This is a genomic window from Dictyobacter kobayashii, from assembly GCF_003967555.1.
In the GTDB taxonomy this organism is placed as follows: Bacteria; Chloroflexota; Ktedonobacteria; order Ktedonobacterales; family Ktedonobacteraceae; genus Dictyobacter; species Dictyobacter kobayashii.
Window position 1 is genome coordinate 223,102 of record NZ_BIFS01000001.1, and the last position, 17,766, is coordinate 240,867.

The 17,766-nt window shown below is 49.0% G+C and carries 13 protein-coding genes and 2 rRNA genes; 4 read left to right on the top strand and 11 right to left on the bottom strand.

Translation table 11 applies throughout. The features are described from left to right. Positions 1 to 13: 13 nt before the first annotated feature. Genes hemB through hemA form a run of 7 tightly spaced genes read right to left on the bottom strand, consistent with a single transcriptional unit; the run spans position 14 to position 6,254 of the window. A complete protein-coding gene (gene hemB, locus EL645_RS00955) occupies positions 14 to 991 on the bottom strand; it encodes a porphobilinogen synthase (protein WP_126548314.1) in 978 nt (325 codons plus the stop codon). A 29-nt stretch (positions 992 to 1,020) separates the two neighbouring features. After that, positions 1,021 to 2,325 (bottom strand): glutamate-1-semialdehyde 2,1-aminomutase, encoded by a 1,305-nt coding sequence (gene hemL, locus EL645_RS00960; RefSeq protein WP_126548315.1) that lies wholly within the window; start codon positions 2,323 to 2,325, stop codon positions 1,021 to 1,023. Between the two features lie 27 nt (positions 2,326 to 2,352). After that, positions 2,353 to 3,123, bottom strand: a complete 771-nt coding sequence (locus tag EL645_RS00965) for a chlorite dismutase family protein (RefSeq protein WP_126548316.1) — start codon at positions 3,121 to 3,123, stop codon at positions 2,353 to 2,355. Beyond that, positions 3,089 to 3,391, bottom strand: coding sequence for a uroporphyrinogen-III synthase (locus EL645_RS43745; RefSeq protein WP_126548317.1), 303 nt, complete (start codon positions 3,389 to 3,391; stop codon positions 3,089 to 3,091). The genes EL645_RS00965 and EL645_RS43745 overlap by 35 nt, the downstream gene beginning before the upstream one ends. Next, positions 3,376 to 3,993: a uroporphyrinogen-III synthase gene (locus EL645_RS00975; RefSeq protein ID WP_161977010.1), complete on the bottom strand. Its 618-nt coding sequence runs from the start codon at positions 3,991 to 3,993 to the stop codon at positions 3,376 to 3,378. The genes EL645_RS43745 and EL645_RS00975 overlap by 16 nt, the downstream gene beginning before the upstream one ends. Then, complete coding sequence (hemC, locus tag EL645_RS00980) at positions 3,986 to 4,987, bottom strand: hydroxymethylbilane synthase (protein ID WP_126548319.1); 1,002 nt, start codon at positions 4,985 to 4,987, stop codon at positions 3,986 to 3,988. Before hemC ends, EL645_RS00975 begins: the two co-directional genes overlap by 8 nt. Further along, positions 4,893 to 6,254: a glutamyl-tRNA reductase gene (hemA, locus tag EL645_RS00985; RefSeq protein WP_126548320.1), complete on the bottom strand. Its 1,362-nt coding sequence runs from the start codon at positions 6,252 to 6,254 to the stop codon at positions 4,893 to 4,895. The genes hemC and hemA overlap by 95 nt, the downstream gene beginning before the upstream one ends. 679 nt (positions 6,255 to 6,933) lie before the next feature. Here hemA and EL645_RS45150 point away from each other — a divergent pair. The 3 genes from EL645_RS45150 to EL645_RS01000 all read left to right on the top strand — a co-directional run bounded on the left by EL645_RS45150 (position 6,934) and on the right by EL645_RS01000 (position 10,491). After that, a complete protein-coding gene (locus EL645_RS45150) occupies positions 6,934 to 7,350 on the top strand; it encodes a zinc-ribbon domain-containing protein (protein WP_371865621.1) in 417 nt (138 codons plus the stop codon). A gap of 818 nt (positions 7,351 to 8,168) precedes the next feature. After that, positions 8,169 to 8,657 carry a hypothetical protein gene (locus EL645_RS00995; RefSeq protein ID WP_126548322.1) on the top strand — a complete coding sequence of 163 codons (489 nt, stop codon included), beginning with the start codon at positions 8,169 to 8,171 and terminating at the stop codon, positions 8,655 to 8,657. A 325-nt stretch (positions 8,658 to 8,982) separates the two neighbouring features. Beyond that, a complete protein-coding gene (locus tag EL645_RS01000; protein WP_126548323.1) occupies positions 8,983 to 10,491 on the top strand; it encodes a sensor histidine kinase in 1,509 nt (502 codons plus the stop codon). 51 nt (positions 10,492 to 10,542) lie between these two features. On the opposite strand, the gene EL645_RS01005 is transcribed toward EL645_RS01000, so the two are convergent. The 3 genes from EL645_RS01005 to EL645_RS01015 form a co-directional block, all read right to left on the bottom strand. Then, positions 10,543 to 11,415 carry a bifunctional 5,10-methylenetetrahydrofolate dehydrogenase/5,10-methenyltetrahydrofolate cyclohydrolase gene (locus EL645_RS01005; protein WP_126548324.1) on the bottom strand — a complete coding sequence of 291 codons (873 nt, stop codon included), beginning with the start codon at positions 11,413 to 11,415 and terminating at the stop codon, positions 10,543 to 10,545. Continuing rightward, positions 11,412 to 12,035 carry a cyclodeaminase/cyclohydrolase family protein gene (locus EL645_RS01010; protein ID WP_126548325.1) on the bottom strand — a complete coding sequence of 208 codons (624 nt, stop codon included), beginning with the start codon at positions 12,033 to 12,035 and terminating at the stop codon, positions 11,412 to 11,414. Before EL645_RS01010 ends, EL645_RS01005 begins: the two co-directional genes overlap by 4 nt. A gap of 217 nt (positions 12,036 to 12,252) precedes the next feature. Beyond that, a complete protein-coding gene (locus EL645_RS01015) occupies positions 12,253 to 13,899 on the bottom strand; it encodes a peptide ABC transporter substrate-binding protein (RefSeq protein WP_161977011.1) in 1,647 nt (548 codons plus the stop codon). A 313-nt stretch (positions 13,900 to 14,212) separates the two neighbouring features. On the opposite strand from EL645_RS01015, the gene rrf reads away from it, so the two are divergent. Next, positions 14,213 to 14,329: ribosomal RNA gene (gene rrf / locus EL645_RS01020) — 5S ribosomal RNA — on the top strand. A gap of 311 nt (positions 14,330 to 14,640) precedes the next feature. Here the strand turns inward: rrf and EL645_RS01025 are convergent. Next, positions 14,641 to 17,599: ribosomal RNA gene (locus tag EL645_RS01025) — 23S ribosomal RNA — on the bottom strand. Between the last annotated feature and the right edge of the window lie 167 nt (positions 17,600 to 17,766).

A 17,766-nucleotide genomic window follows, 5' to 3' on the forward strand; every position in this document is an offset into this window, starting at 1 on the left:
TCCACCCATTGGACTAATCATTCAACCATTGGGCTACTTCAGGGGCAAAATAGGTAATAATCATATCTGCACCTGCGCGTCTGATGCCGGTCAGTATCTCCATCACAACACGCTGCTCATCAATCCAGCCGTTCTGAGCGGCCGCTTTAACCATCGAGTACTCACCACTGACATTGTAAGCCACTACCGGCAAGTCACAATGATCTCTCACTTGACGAATAACGTCCAGATAAGATAGAGCAGGTTTGACCATGACCATATCTGCCCCTTCATTGATGTCTTGCTCTAATTCACGCAAGGCTTCACGAACATTGGCAGGGTCCATCTGGTAGGCACGTCGATCTCCAAACTGAGGAGTAGAGCCAGCCGCTTCACGGAATGGTCCATAAAATCCTGAGGCATATTTAACCGAATACGCCATAATGGGGGTCTGATTATAACCGTGCTCATCCAGCGTGCGCCGTAGCACTCCAATTCTTCCATCCATCATATCTGAAGGCGCCACAATATCCGCGCCAGCTTCAACATGAGAGAGGGCCATTTGGGCTAGCAATTCCAGGGACTCGTCGTTTTGAACAGTCCCGTTATGGATGACACCACAATGACCATGATCTGTATATTCACACAGACAGACATCTGTGATGATCAAGGTTTCTGGGGTTGCGACTTTCAGCCGGCGAATGGCTTCCTGAATTACACCATGCTCGGCATATGCCTGTGAGCCAACTGCATCCTTCTCATTGGGAATACCAAAGAGGAGGATGGCTGGAATACCCAATGCAGCAATACGCGTGGCTTCTTCCGCCACCTGGTCTAATGGCCATTGCATGATGCCTGGCATGGAACTTATTTCCTGGGGTTCCCGCGCTCCTTCAGCAACAAACATAGGATAGATCAGTTGGTCTACCCGTAGATGGGTTTCGCGCACCAGGCTGCGTATTTTATCATTCTGCCGCAAACGACGCAAACGTACATGTGGAAAATTATTCATCAACTCCACTCCTCTCCTACTTACTATTCTTAAGCATTGATACTTGCGGCCGCTGCCTGTATGGTCTCCTCGATCATAGCATCATCAAGCGCAAGTGAGATAAAACAGGATTCAAATTGAGAAGGAGGAAGGTAGATACCCTGCTTCAGCATACTCCAGAAGTAACGTGCAAACTGTTGGGTATCTGAACGTTTTGCACTGGTATAATCCACTACTGGCTCATGCGAAAAATACAGGCAGAACATTGCACCAATACGTTTGAAGATCGCGTCGACCTTGTTATCCTGTAAAGCTTTTGTGAAGCCTTCTTCTAATCGCTGTCCTTTTCTTTCAAGTTCTTCATATTGCCCGGGCTGGCGCAACTCTTTCAGGGTGGCGATGCCCGCCGCCATTGCCAGAGGATTTCCTGAGAGGGTGCCCGCCTGGTACATAGGGCCAACTGGCGCTACCATCTCCATAATCTCTCTACGACCACCATAGGCACCTACAGGTAAACCGCCACCAATAATTTTGCCGAAGCAGGTCAGATCAGGGGTGATCTTTACGCGTTCCTGCATGCCACCCAGGGCCACGCGGAAGCCGGTCATGACCTCATCAAAGATCAAGATGGCGTGGTATTTTTGCGTTAACTCGCGCAACTTTTCCAGGAAGCCTGGCGCGGGTGGGACCAGCCCCATGTTAGCGGCAATTGGTTCAACAATAATAGCTGCGATATCATCTGGATAGCGAGCAAAGAGCTCTTCAACCTCTGCAGCATTGTTATAATCAGCCGTCAATGTGTTTTGTGTCGTCAGTGCTGGCACGCCTGGACTGTCTGGCAGTCCCATGGTTGCCACCCCTGAACCGGCCTGTACCAATAACATATCAGCATGTCCATGGTAACAACCACTAAACTTGATAATTTTGTTGCGGCCAGTGTAGGCACGGGCCAGGCGTAGCGCGCTCATCGTGGCCTCGGTGCCGGAATTGACAAAGCGAATCATTTCAACGGAAGGCACACAGTCGATTACCAGGCGTGCCAGTTCACTCTCAGCCTGTGTAGGCGTCCCAAAGCTAAATCCCCGCTGGCTGGCTGCCACGACAGCTTCTACGACGGCTGGATAGGTGTGGCCCAGAATCATAGGACCCCAGGACTGAACATAATCCAGGTAGCGATGACCATCTACGTCATAGAGATATGGTCCGGCTGCCCGTTCAATAAACACTGGTTCACCACCCACGCCCCTGAAAGCACGCACAGGACTATTTACTCCACCAGGAAGCAGTTGTTGCGCCTCCTGGTAGAGCTGGTGGGAGCGCTCCAATGAAAAGCTATCAGAATTTGTTGTGTGCATAATATATCCTCTGTACTCCTCGTGTATTTAAGCGCCAAGTGCATCCAGAATATGCGCAAGAGGCTCAGCAACACAGGTATACATAGGAGTATCACGTAGCGTATACATGCTGGCTTCGGTCTCACGTAATTCCTGTACCAGATCCAGGAAATCAGAGATATTGTCGGTCTCAAAGGCTACGACAAATTCCTGGTCATCAATACCAAATGAGTAGGTCGTGTTCAAAGAAACGCTGGGATATTTGAGTCCTACACGAATATGCTCACCCATCATGCGTTTACGGTCTTCCATGGGTAATGCATACCAGGGCCGAGTTTTAATAAATGGATAGACGAACAGATATTTTTTGTCGTCAGGGGTGATAACAAGGCGTGGATCATGGGCGCCACGAGCATTTTTTCCTACATACACAGAGCGCTTGGTCATAGATAACATAGAACGCTCTTCACGCAGATAGGGTCCCATGATGCTGCGGCGGATCTGGCTGTTGAAATTGCGCAAGTTATCAATATCATAGGTAGCCTGCCAGATCATAAAATCAACGTCGGAACGCACACCATACAAGGAAAAACTGCGAATCAGTTCGTCCTGGGCTGCGTAGTCATCATAGATTTGCTTGAGCTGCTGTTTGCCCTTCTCGCGTACATCAGCGGGTAGCAATTGCCACTGCTGGTCTAATTTATAAAAGCTAAAACGCACGAGCTGTCGTGGCTGTTTAGGCTTTGGCTGGGCTGTAGCGGACTGCTCCTCGGTCTGAGGAATATTATTTGTATGTGTTGTGGTTGCTTGATCTACCATGATTTTCCTCGTATAAAACTATTGCTTGTACCAAACCATCTATCGTGAATTCTGTCGCCTCAATATCAACGTTGAGACCCAGCTCACGCGCAGTTTGTGAAGTAATGGGACCAATGCTGGCCACCTGTATATGCTGTTTGATGACATCTAATACAGATATGGAGGCATCAACTGCACAGCTTTGTAGCCAGGCAACAAAATTACGAACTGTAGAAGAACTGGTAAAGGTTAAAATATCGAGTTGTGGTTGCTCTAAAAGCTGTAACACTTCGCGGCCCGCTGATCATCCCGAGCAACGGGAACCGTATAGTATGCCGGCACCTCATCTACATAAGCTCCGGCCTGTTGTAGTTCCAGGGGCAAAATCTTACGCGCTTCAGCAGCCCTTGCGAGTAGTATACGCTGGCCTGTCAGGGGGATCTGGCGCTCGTGGGCATCTTTTTCTAGTGCGTTGATAACACCCTCAGCAATGTACTCGTCTGGAATCAGATCCGCGCTGATACCATATTGGGCCAGTGCCGCTGCTGTCGCTGGCCCGATGGTTGCGATGCGGAGGCTATGGCTATTGCGGCTATTGCGAAGCGCGGCTGGTTCATAACCCAGAGCCTGTAGGCGTTGCATACAGATATTGACGCCATTGGCACTGGTAAGGATCAGCCAATCGTAGCCTGAACTATCATCGGTATATAAACCCTTCAGGGCTACATCCAGAGTTGTCCAATCCTCGGGAGGAACAATGCGGATAGTAGGAAATTCAATAGGAATAGCACCTAATGATCGCAGATGCTCGCATAGCACACTGGCTTGCTCCCGCGTACGGGTGACCAGAATACGCTTGCCCTCTAGAGGAAGATGATTATGCTTAGACATTGAGACGCTCCCGATCACGGGGTAGGGCCAGTTCCTGGATAATTTCATGCGCACCTTGCGCCAGAGCTTGCTCGGCCAGAGTTATTCCCAACTGTTCTGCTTCAGCTATGGTAGAATGCTCGGTCCAGGATATAGATTGTTGTACCCGTATCCGTCGCTGACCATCCAGGCTGGCTACGATACCATCAATCTTAAGTATTTGTTCGGTAATGGTACTATACGCTGCTACTGGTAGATAACAACCGGCACCCAGGCGGCGCATAAACATACGTTCAGCAGTCGTCGTGGCCAGGACAGCCATATCCTGCAGGGGAGCCAGCAATTCGAGCATACGAGCGTCGGCCCGGCATTCTAATGCCAGAGCACCCTGTCCTGGCGCGGGAAGCAGTTTATCTACAGGAAAATAGGTAAGCCGTCCAGCCAGGCGCTCCTGAAGTCCTAAACGATGGAGTCCTGCGGAAGCTAAAACAATACCATCATAATCGCCCGCCTCCAACTTGCGCAGACGTGTATCTACGTTGCCTCGCAGTGATAAAATCTGGGCGTGAGGAGCCAATTCGCGCATCTGCGCGGTACGCCGCAAACTACAGGTACCAATCCGCACTGTATCTGAAGCGTCAGCTCGCTCTTCGACTGGCCTCAGAACGCCATCGGCAATCTGAAAAGGCACCTGTGAAACGAAGACATCACGTACATCTTCGCGCGGTCCGACAATGACAAGGCGCAGACCGTCCGGTTGGATCGTCGGTAAATCTTTTAAGCTATGGACTGCCAGGTCGATACTACCTTCATGCAGGGCACGCTCGATTTCGGTAACGAAAACGCCATCACTGCCAATCTGCGAAAGTGGCACTCCTGTTACACGATCGCCAGTTGTACGGATTTGCTCAATAGCGATCTCAAGATTTGGCCACTGTTGGTGTAATCTCTGGACAATCCACTGGGTCTGGGTCATGGCGAGCTTGCTGGCTCTCGTTCCGATGGTCACTTTCATAATTATTCTCTTCTAAATCAAACAGATAGCGCATAGCTTCAGCATAGACATGCCCCTGGCCAGCCGCAGCCGCATCTTTTAAGCGTAACATAGGAGTATGCAACAATTTATTCATTAAGCGCTTCGTTAATTCTTGCACAGCTGACACTTCCCTTTCAGAAAGTGTCGGGGAAAGTTGGCGCAGTACACGCGTGAGTTCCTGCTGGCGTAACTCGTCAGCCTTTTGCCTCAGGTCACTGATAGTACCAACAACACTGAGGGAGGAGAGCCACCGTTGAAAGGATTGAACCTCTTCCTCAATAATAGTCTGCACATGTTCTGTTTCTAATAAGCGAAGCTGTATACCCCGTTCTACTTCAGATTGTAGATCATCAAGATTATAAAGATGAATACCTGGAAGCGTTCCCACGGCGGGATCTATATCTCGTGGTAGCGCAATATCAATCATCAATAGCGAACGGCCCCCGCGTTGCTCCATAACTTGCTCCATCATATCAGGAGTTAGAATAGCATGTGGAGCTTTGGTTGAGCTGATCACAACATCAGCGTCCAGGAGAGCTTCAGAGAGTTCTTGAAAAGGACGCAGGGTTGCTTGTAACGACTCAGCCAGTTCAACAGCATTGGCATGGGTGCGATTGATAATCACAATCTGCCTGGCCCCGTTGTCTTTCAGGTTACGCGCAGCCAGTTCACTCATTTTACCAGATCCAATCAGTAAGACACTGGCTTGATGAAAATCTGGTAATAGATGACGTGCCAACTGGACAGCAACATGGCTTAATGAGGCCGCATTTCTACTGATACCAGTTTCGCTGCGTGCTCGCTTACCTGCAACTACTGCTGCTCGAAACAGGGCAGAAGTCACAGGGCCAGCATACCCACTTCCCTGGGCAATCTCCAACGCATCTACTACCTGTCCCTGAATCTGGGGCTCTCCAGGAACCAACGAGTAGAGGCCACTGGCCACACCAAAGAGATGAGCGGTCGCACGTTCATCAATGAAACAATAGCAATGAGCCTCTAATTCATCGAGAGCAACCTGGCGCATTTCACTCAGAACATGAAGCAGGTCTATACGCCCTTGAATAGCATCCTGGCACACTGCATACAGTTCAACACGATTGCAGGTGGAGAGAAAGACACTTTCACTGGCGACCTTACTTGCTGCTTGGAGTTGCTGCGGAATATAACGCGCAGAACACGCGAGGCGCTCACGCAATGCAATAGAGGCGGTAGTATAATCAACGCCAACAACAATGATATGCATGCAAACCTCATAAACCTCTAAATATTTTATAGTCTATAGAGATTTTAGCGTTTTTTTGCCGTTAGTCAAGGCTGTATTGCCCGATATCTTATCAGGAGAACACCCTATATATGTTGGTACATTCTGACACAAGCTGGCAAACAGCATTAGAAAATACGTTAATTTCTAGCACGCCAGCAATAGTACCTAGATACTGTATTGACATCAGGCAAAGAAACGCGACTAGTACCTAAACAAAAAAACTACCTACCGGGTAGCGGTTACATATGTTACCCGTTCTTTATTCACACGACATCAAGGTAGGTGCATAGGATGACGTAGAGGGAAAAAATGAGCATGCCTCCTGTGGTACGCGCTCGGGCTGATGGCCTCTTCATTTCATCCTATGTAATCCTATGATTACTTCTGATAACACGCTGCCTTTCTAATTACAAAAAAAGCCTTTATGGACGTTCTTTAAGTAGAGAACAGGCGTCCATAACTTCTTTTGGCTATCCAAATTTCCCACTTGAGGTAAAAACACTGGTGTATATCAACTTTTCAGACTATTATGCATTAATATAATGTATTATGCTATGTACACTAGTGAATCAAAAAAGATAAAATATATTTTTCGTACGCGATCCTTATGACTCCAGTGAGTATTTATGAGAGGATCCTACAACTAAAGGTGAGGTATATGCTTTTCTGCCAGAATTGTCGCTCTGAAGTGCCAACCCATGCTCGCGTTTGCCCTCATTGTGGCTCCCGACAAATCAATACAACAGATACACCGATTTCTACTCGCTCCCAAGAACAATCTCAACAAATACCATTCCCGACCAATCAACAAGCATTCACATATAATTATCAGTCTATGCCGACAATCGAAGAGAATGAAAAACCATCTCCACCACCAGAAGACAATAAATACAAATACACAAATATATCTGCTACGCAGGGCCTATTACACCATTTCCCGCTATACCCAGCAAACCGTTGGCACAAAATGCAGCAGGAGGTGCTTTTGCCTCTAACAGGTCACCGGTTACACCACTCCCACCCACCTATTCTCCAGGTACCTCTCAATCTCAATCATCCCGATCTACGCCGTTAAGTCCACCTCCACGTCGGCCTGGCTTTAAGCAGCTACAGCCTGATCAGGCAAGAGAAAACGAACAAACTCCACCGCCAACACCTCATGCTACGCTAGCGAAAAAGCTAACGCTGACACAACGCTATGTGGCGGATCAACCAACAACCGCGGTTCCATCCGCACCAAATCCATCCGATAACCCGACCGCACAACAAGGCACTGCTGCAGCGACTCCTATGCTAGAAAATAGAAACAATGTACAGGAATATACAGGTACAGCTTCTAAGCATCTGGCTGATCCAGCGTCTATAGAAATACCACATAAACCTGAGATTGAAATCGTACGGGAGTCTACAGGTATATCCAGAGCAGTGTTTGCAAATGAAGAGAATACCCTCCCCCATCAGTCACAGCCAGCCCGGTTCTTTCTCAAGCCCAAACCATGGCAACCCAGAATATTCTTAGAAGAGCCTATATGGCCAGTACTAATTCTGTCATTCGCTCGCGCCAGAAACCCCAGCATAAACAACATGCTGATTTCTGGATATTTTTACTTGCCATTGTAGGCTTAATCTGCCTGCTCGGTCTCTATATAATATTTACGTATAAAATGCCGAGGATGTCTCAACCTCACACAACCACGCTGGCAAGTATGACCCAGACAGTAACAAGGATATAACAATGGGAAAGATGAGTCAAAATATGCTCCTGCGCTAGACAAAAAGTTGTATTATATCAACATAATTTCCGATCAAATTGTTGACAGTTTTCTTACGGACCGGTTTAATAGTGTGATTGGTTGAACCGGTTCCTCGCCTGTCATCCAGGAGTGACTTTTCATGATTCATCTCGATCCACGTTTTACAGCAATTATTAGTGTGCTCTTTATTGCCATGGGTCTCTACAATATGTATGTCGGCCAGAAGCGAATGCGGTTACTACGTGACCGTGGCAATCCCGCTGTCTGGTATAAACAAGTAGGCATACTAACAGGCATAGAGTATAGTTTGCTGGGCGTTGTTCTTCTTCTTAATCTAGGCATCTCTACAGGATTTTTCCCCGAATCTGTAGCAACTATTGTTGTGCCACTGTACACACTTGTCTTAGTGCTGGCAGCGGCAGTGCTTCTTTTAATACTTTTGCAAACTCTGTCAGCTTCACGTCGTCGCGTCCGTAAAACCCCGCTGTCAACTCCCCAGGAGCTGGAACAAGAAGAAGTCGGCAATCAAGAGCTTACAGCAGAGCAGCGGGCCACGCAGGCCCGCCATCGTCGTGAACGACGCAAGAAGGCTGCTGCTGCCCGTCGGCGACAATCGGGACGCGCTTAACGAGCAACGTAATTTCTGTATTTAGATCTTAATATTCCTCCTTATTATACATTAGATGTATGCTCCCTTCACTTATCGAGCATGCATCTAATTAATATGCCTGGATCGTTACCATACAGAGGGCCATAAAAGTACTCTACCATCAGTTATCCTGATGTGGTGACTGAAAAAAGTCAGGCACCAGAATTTGTTTTCAAAATGAATACTTTCTATAACAAGCCAATATTCAATCAAATAAACAGATATAAGCTCTTATAAAAATAACGTTGTTGCCTTTCCTATCCCACTACACTTGGGCAACATACATTCATCGGAGGAGGTAAGCATGTGCACACCTGATAAAACAACAACTGATTCTTCGTTTGATCAAATCAGGCATTACTTTGGCTTCATTCCTCCTGTCTTTGCAGCTGTACAGTCAGATAACGCTCTCCTGGAAGGATTGTGGCAACAAACACGCACAACCTATATTAACAATCCTCTTCCACCTGAGATGAAAGAGAAATTCTTTCTTTATATCTCTTACGCCTGCAATACGCCTTATGACTTGAGGTACCATTGTATATTGCTTAACAGGTATGGAATAAATGAACATGAAATCCTTACCTTACTGCAAACTCCACTTCCAACTACTCAGGAAGTTGATCAGCATATACAGCAGCTACGTACACTATCAGAGCCATTAGATGGATGGCCGACAAGCGATAAGAAGCTTGAGCTTATGTTTTTTACCTGCATAGTTCATCTCTTCTTACACCATTCAAAAGCCTCCTCTCATTGCCGTAAAGAGATGCAGCGGCTACTTGGTACACACTATATGTTTCTGGTAGCACTCTTTAACTATGTACATACCTGTCAGCGCTGGGTAGAGACCAATCCAGAACTACACAAAGAGAAAGATGAGCAAATTGGCCATCGCTTCAAAACTGCTTTTGGAGACGAAACACGCCTTCATGCAGTGTTAAATACACAGTTTGAGCAGGCCCACCAGCAGCATCAGGTATTACCTGCTCCACAACCACTACAAGAGGCACCTGCAGTCCAAAAACATGTGTCCCCCGAAATTGATCAGCGCATGAATGATTTTCTGGGAATTACAGCCCACGAATTAAAGACGCCCATAACTACGATCAAAGGCACAATTCAAATTTTGTTGCGCACAGCTAAACGCGAAATACAAAAAACCAATATTAGTGTTGATGAGTATATGCAGACCATGGACACGATACAGCACTTGCTCACACGAGCTGACAATCAAGTGCGTCGTTTGACTCATCTCATTAATGATATTGTGTACATTTCCCGTATCCAGGATAAGAAACTTGATCCTCGGCTCGAACGTGGGGACCTGACCGGTTTGCTCAAGGATGTTGTAAATCAACAGCGCCAGCTAAATACCAGGCGCACTATACAAGTTGAAGATTCACTGCTTCCCGCCTATGTGATGATGGATCGTGATCATGTTGAGCAGGTCATCACCAACTATCTTTCAAATGCACTCAAATATAGTCCTGAAAATCAACAGGTAGAGATTTCCTTACACAATGAGGATAAGGTGGTCAAGATCACAGTGCACGATCATGGCCCTGGCATATCGAAAGAAGATCAAGGACATATCTGGGAGCGATTTTATCGTGTACAACATGCTGAGGTGCTAAGTGGATCGGGTATTGGCTTCGGTCTGGGTCTGTATATCAGCCGCTCGATCATAGAAAAGCATGGTGGTGAGGTAGGCGTCAGTAGTGCAGTAGGTCAAGGTACAACCTTCTGGTTTACTTTGGCTAAAGCCGACCAAAATTTATCAGGTTATAAAAACCTGGCAGGCCAGCCTTAAATACGGCTGGCCTCTCCGCAATTACTCATATATTGATGATGCTTACTAGAGCTAGTGATCCCTGGCTCTATCTCCTGCCTGCCTCCAGGCCGCCTCTATGCATTGCTTCAATAAGAGTGCATTGGTCAGGGGTCCTACACCACCAGGAACAGGGGTGATGGCACCTGCGACCTCTTGTACGGCCGCATAATCTACATCACCGACCATGCCTCCTTCCGGCAGAGCATTGGTACCAACATCAATCACAGTCGCGCCCGGACGTACCATCTCTGCGTTAACCATGGTTGCACGTCCAACCGCTGCAATAAGTATATCCGCTTGCCTGGTAAACGAAGCTAAATCGGGCGTACGTGAATGACAGATGGTGACGGTCGCGTGTTGTTGGAGCAGCAATAAAGCCAGCGGTTTTCCAACCACATTGCTGCGTCCCAGTACGACAGCGTGCTTACCTTCTAGTTGAATATTGCTGCGCTTCAAGATCTCCATTACGGCTGCAGCAGTAGAGGGCTGAAAGCCAGGAAGACCCAGGCCAAGCTTCCCGGCACTGAGCGGACTGATACCATCGATATCCTTCTCAGGCGCGATAGTATTCGCAACGAGGTCCTGCGAGAGATGAGGAGGCAAAGGCATCTGTACAATAATGCCGTGGATACGATCGTCGCTATTCAAGTTAAGCAGAGCAGCGTGCAACTCGTCTGTGCTCGTTTGCTCAGGCAATAAGTCCAGACGTGCTTCAACACCCATCTCTTTTGCAATCTTTAAGATAGCCTTGCTATAAAAGCCAGATGCTGCATCACCTTCAATACGCACAATCACTAATCCTGGCGCGTAACCATGAACTTGTACAAAGTGCTGCACATCTTCGCGTAACTCAGCTTTCAGCTCAGCGCTCATAGTGCGGCCATTGAGAATTTTTGCTGTCACGCTCTCTCTCCTACAATAGCGACTACGCGCTGACTTCCAGCGGAAATGGTATCCAGGGCGCTATTCAAACGGCTATTCAACGCATTGATGCGCTCTACGTCTTTCATAGCATTCAAGTTTGTGCGTACCATCCAGGCTGCACCGGTGCCAGCTCCTGAGACCATCATCGCTGCAGTCGCGATATCACTCAACACATTCTTATTGCCAATCTCGGCAATACGCTGACAATGCTGTACCAGATCCGCGGCACGCTCAGCCATCTCAAGCGGCACCAGAGCGGCTTCAACCAAACTCTCTTGAATAGCTTTTGTACGCGCAGCTTTTTCTTCCGCCGTTGCTCGCGGTAATTTAAAGCAAGCAGAAAGATTGCCATAAGCATCAATATCAGCCTGTATGAGTTCCTGAAAACGGCTACGAAGCTGCTCAGTCTGTGCCAGGATCTCTTCGATCTCAGGGTGCACATCTGAGTAATCAGCTTTGCTTAGTGTTAGTCGGGCTACCATGCAGGCCAGGGCCGATCCCATTGCTCCGCTTAAAGCGGCAGTGGAACCACCACCTGGCGTGGACTTTGACGAAGCCAGATCATCAAGGTATTCGTGTAGGGGTTTATCTAGATACATGTTCTCTCTTCCAAATTCATTTCAGATTAATCCCAGCTTGCCATGTCAGCATATAGCTACAGGCATAAAGCATGGATAAGTAACCAGAGCCTATCCAATGGGATACTCCTTTGCATTCTAACATTCTAGCAAAGTAATCGTCGAGTACAACCAGACACAAAACAGGCTCTTCTTGCATCATTTCTTTATAAGAGCCTGCTGGAAAATTATAAGCCGATTATTGCTTGTGATTTAGAATGGCGATATTGGACCAGTCTCCAAAGTATAAGCCCTCAGCATTGAGGGAGACTCCCTGCAACCAATCGGGTATCAAGCCCGCAAGCCGCTGATGGTCCAAAGGGATTATAACCGCGTCGGAAAGTATTTGCTGCTCGGCTTCGTGATATAAGGCCAGGCGCTGATCGGTGCTGGAACTATCGGCGCGCGCTATGAGCTGATCATATGCAGGATTATGCCACTGAGAGACATTCTGCTGTGAATCAGAGAGAAATTTCTTCATAAAGAAATAAGGATCTGCTACCTCTGCGGTCCAGGAGATAAAGCCAAATTGAATACTATGACTGGCCAGGGCCTGCTGATAGGCCATATCTTCCAGCGGCCGCAGGTTAACCTGAATACCCAGAGCCTTCTGCCACATACTTTGCAAAGATTGAGCCATAGTGGGCGAAACCTGAGAATAAGGATAAGTAAAGGTCACAGTAGAAGGCAAAGAGCCATCTTTAGCGGCAGTTTTCCATTGTTCTTGCGCTTTAGCGGGGGAAAAAGAAGAAGCCTGTGCTTGATACCCAGGCATAGCAGGAGGAAGCAAGGTATTAGCCGGAGCAACAGAATTTTGCATCGCTACTTGAGCAAAACTCTGCTTATCGAGGGAACGGGCAAAGGCTTGCCGTACGGCGACCGAGTCAAAAGGTGCGCTGGTCGTGTCAAAAAACAATGCATCAGTTTGTAACAATTCAGGACGCTCAAAACCTGCTAACTTTACAGCCGGCAATTGGTCCTGCTGCGCTAGATCCCAGACCAGATCATAATGTCCAGCCCGATTCGCGGTATAAGCGACACGAGGATCATTCTCAAAATAGACAGTAACCTGCTTAATAATTAATCCCTTGCCATAATAGTGTGGATTGGGCACCAGGGTCATATCCACATCATGGGTTATATCTTTTACGATAAAAGGTCCGGTCCCAATTCCTTGTTCAGTTGCAGGGATAGACCATGCATTACGGCTATAGGAATGCACTACCTTTTGATTGATGGGGACAAATAGAGGATTGGTCAGGGCTGCCAGAAAGTATGGCGCAGGTTTAGTGAGGGTGACCTCGATAGTTTGGTCGTCGATAGCTTTGATGCCTGCGAGGGTTTTAGTATGACCTTCATGTACATCGCGCGCACCGACAATAGCATACATTAAACTAGCGACAAGTGGCGATTGATTGGAGGGACGTGCCGCATATGTCCAGGAATCAACATATGTTTGTGCAGTGACAGGCGTACCATCCCCAAACATGATTGGCTGATTTAGATGAAAGGTATATTGTTTTTGATCTGCGGAAATAGTCCATGTAGCCTGGTCAGGCACAACTTGAAGATTTTTATCAGTACGGACAAGACCGCTGTAAAGCATATTCATTAATATTTTTGTGTTGGCATTTTGCTCATCCGTTGGATTTAAAGAGGGAACATCGGTAATACCAACCAGGGGTATGGTTAGATTCTGCCCTGGCGCAAGGGTTGGCTTACCATTTGTCAGCAACATTGTTCCACTTCCACCACCACAGGCGGCCAGTAATAAAACTGCAGCACAAATAAACACGAGAGTAGCGCTTAAACGCCGAGCATGTCTATATGGGAAAGGATTATACATTCCTGGACCTCTCTTTATCAGACCTAATTTATGACAGGAGACACTTATCTCCCTGCGGATGGGCGATATCATATATAGTTGTGATCATTATACCGGAGGTTGCTCTTAATGACAAAGGGAAAGGTTAAAAGTCAGGGCTTTTTCATGTTCCTCTTTGGCGCCTGCGGCGCCGGGTTGGGAGTTGGAGTGGGTTAGGTGGGCGGCCGCCCACCTAACCCACTCCAACTCCTGAAAGACCTGGAAATAGGGGTTGACAAAGACTTTGAACTGTAGTATTATTCCCTTTGTCAAGAACACCTGTATGTGCAGGCGAGCTGGTGACTGTAGAGAAGAGGGCACACCCGTTCCCATCCCGAACACGGAAGTTAAGCTCTTCATCCCCGATGATACTGCGTGGGCAACTGCGTGGGAAAATAGGAAGTCGCCGTCTCACCCGCCCACACGGGTGTTTTTTGTTGCGTATCACTTCAAGGTAGTCCGCTTCTCAATGCAGGGGACAAAGGGATGCTTCATTCACCCAGAGCGCTAAACGATCTGGCCTCTCTCCATTGTCTCCCGCGATGGCTGCGTTTTACCCAAATTCACAAACAAAAAAGACCTTACTCTTGATGAGTAAGATCTCTCTGATCTCAACAACTGCAATAGCATATATCCTCAATTTTGCCGAGCGCCAGATCAGCCTGCGCTGAAGCAGCGGACTCGCATCCTCAGAATGCCACGATGAAGATACCAACGAGTAGGTGAAACAAGCCGTACGATCATTAGGGCGACTTCGCTGCACCTGTTACCAGGCGTCCACGTGTCGTCTATCTACCAGGTCGTCTTCCTGGGATCTTGATCACACAAATGTGATGGGAGAACTCGTCTTGGGTGCGGCTTCGCGCTTAGATGCCTTCAGCGCTTATCCCTTCTCAACATAGCTATCCAGCTCTGGCCCGGGCAGGCCAACTGGCACACCAGCGGTTGAGCCATCTCGGTCCTCTCGTACTGGAGATGACGCCCCTCAATTCTCCTACGCCCACGACGGATAGAGACCGAACTGTCTCGCGACGTTCTGAACCCAGCTCGCGTGCCGCTTTCATGGGCGAACAGCCCAACCCTTGGGACCTACTCCAGCCCCAGGATGCGACGAGCCGACATCGAGGTGCCAAACCTTGCCGTCGATGTGAACTCTTGGGCAAGATAAGCCTGTTATCCCCGGGGTAGCTTTTATCCGTTGAGCCACACTCCTTCCACTCGGGAATGTGGGATCACTAAGCCCGACTTTCGTCCCTGCTCGACCTGTCCGTCTTGCAGTCAAGCTCCCTTCTGCCTTTGCACTCTTACGGGTGATGTCCATCCACCCTGAGGGAACCTTTGGGCGCCTCCGTTACTCTTTGGGAGGCGACCGCCCCAGTCAAACTACCCGCCTGATCCTGTCCACGTCCCGGCTCACGGTGACGTGTGAGAAACAAAACACAACGAGAGTGGTATTTCACTGCTGTCTCCCCTACCCCACAAGGATAGGTTCTCCGACTCCCACCTATGCTACGCACGCTCTGCCTCGTTTCGAGGTCAAGGTGTAGTAAAGCTCCACGGGGTCTTTTTGTCCTGTCGTGGGTAACCCGTATCTTCACGGGTACTTCAATTTCGCCGAGTCCTCTGTCGAGACAGTGCTCAACTCGTTACTCCTTTCGTGCGGGTCGGAACTTACCCGACAAGGAATTTCGCTACCTTAGGACCGTTATAGTTACGGCCGCCGTTCACCGGGGCTTAGATTCGCAGCTACGATCACCGCTCCTCGTAACCTTCCGGCACTGGGCAGGAGTCAGCCCCTATACTTCCGCTTTCGCGTTCGCAGAGACCTGTGTTTTTGGTAAACAGTCGGTTGAGCCAATTTCTTGCAACCCCCTCACCCCCAGGCAAGCCTGAAAGCTACTAGGGCACCCCTTCTTCCGAAGGTACGGGGTCAATTTGCCGAGTTCCTTAACAGAGGGTCGCTCGATCACCTGGGGAGAGTTCCCCCTGCCTACCTGTGTCGGTTTGCGGTACGGGCGGAGTACACTCTGGCGAGAGGCTTTTCTTGGCGGCCTAGGGGCCGATGACTTCCGCGGACTTGTCGTCCGCTCGCTGCACGTGTCATGCACAGGAAACCGGGATTTGCCTCGGCTTCGCACTTCACCGCACAGACCCATCCTGTCCATTCGATGGGCTCACCTTCCTTACCGCGTCCCCCATTGCTCGTAACGAGCTACTCCGGTGCAGGAATCTCTGACCTGCTTGCCATCGCCTACGACTATGACGTCCTCGGCTTAGGACCCGACTTACCCTGGGACGATTGACGGTGCCCAGGAACCCTCAGGCATTCGGTGTGTCTGGTTATCACAGACATGACGCTACTCATTCCGGCATTCTCACTTCTGCGCGCTCCACCAGTCCTTACGGTCTGGCTTCTCTGCCCGCAGAACGCTCCCCTACCAATCCATCTTGCGACGGATTCCATGGCTTCGGTACCTCGCTTGAGCCTCGATACGTTGTCGGTGCCACTACACTCGACCAGTGAGCTATTACGCACTCTTTAAATGGTGGCTGCTTCTAAGCCAACATCCTGGCTGTTTGGGCGTACTGACTCCCTTTGACACTAAGCGCGGATTTAGAGACCTTAGCCGATGGTCTGGGCTGTTTCCCTTTTGACGACGAAGCTTAGCCCCCGCCGTCTCACTTGCATGCATGCTGTCCTGGCATTCGAAGTTTGGTTGGGTTTGGTAACCTGCACGAGGCCCCTAGCCCATTCAGTGCTCTACCTCCAGGATAGTGTTTCATACAGCTGTACCTCAATACATTTCGGGGAGAACCAGCTATCTCCGTGTTCGATTGGAATTTCTCCCCTATCCACAAGTCATCCCCCAGTTTTGCAACACTGGTGGGTTCGAGCCTCGACGGACTGTCACATCCGCTTCACTCTGCTCATGGATAGCTCACACGGTTTCGGGTCGCATCGCCGCAACGTTCGCCCTCTTCAGACTCGGTTGCCCTGGGGCTCCCCAACTTTAGCGTTGGTTAACCAGGCTACGACGATGCACTCGCCGGATCATTCTACAAAAGGCACGCCATCAGCCCTTGGTCCCTCCTGGGACAGTGGCCTCTGACTGCTGGTGAGTACGTGGTTTCAGGGTCTCTTTCATCCCCTCTCGGGGTGCTTTTCACCTTTCCCTCACGGTACTTGTTCGCTATCGGTCGCTGAAGATGTGTAGCCTTGGAGGGTGGTCCCCCAGCTTCCCACAAGGTTTCACGTGCCTCGTGGTACTCAGGATACTAGCCAATTCAAGTTCTCCGTCCTCTACGGGACTGTCACCCGCTCTGGTCACGCTTTCCAACGTGTTCAAGTAGAAATCTCTCCTGTGTTGCTAGTCCTACAACCCCAACCGTCCCGAGGGATGATTGGTTTGGGCTGGTCCCGGTTCGCTCGCCACTACTACGGGAATCTCGGTTGATTTCTTTTCGTCGGGTTACTGAGATGTTTCAGTTCACCCACTGCCCCCCGTCACTGCCTATGTGTTCAGCAGGCGGTCTCCAGACATCACTCTGGAGGAGTTGCCTCATTCGGAATCTCGGGGTTCATCGCTTGTATGCAGCTCCCCCCGAACGTTTCGCCGGTCTCCGCGTCCTTCTTCGGTCTTCAGCGCCAAGGCATCCACCTCGTACTCTGTGTAGCTTGTTCTCTTCGTTCAGATCTACATCATGTCTCTGGAATGCTTTGACTTTTTCTCATTTATCGAAAAAATCGATCCTCTGCTTCAACTCTGGCTGACCTATAAATCGCTCAGCAAAATTGAAGGAATACTATTTTCAGTTGTTCAGGTGCACTGTTGGTCGTCATCCTTCCGT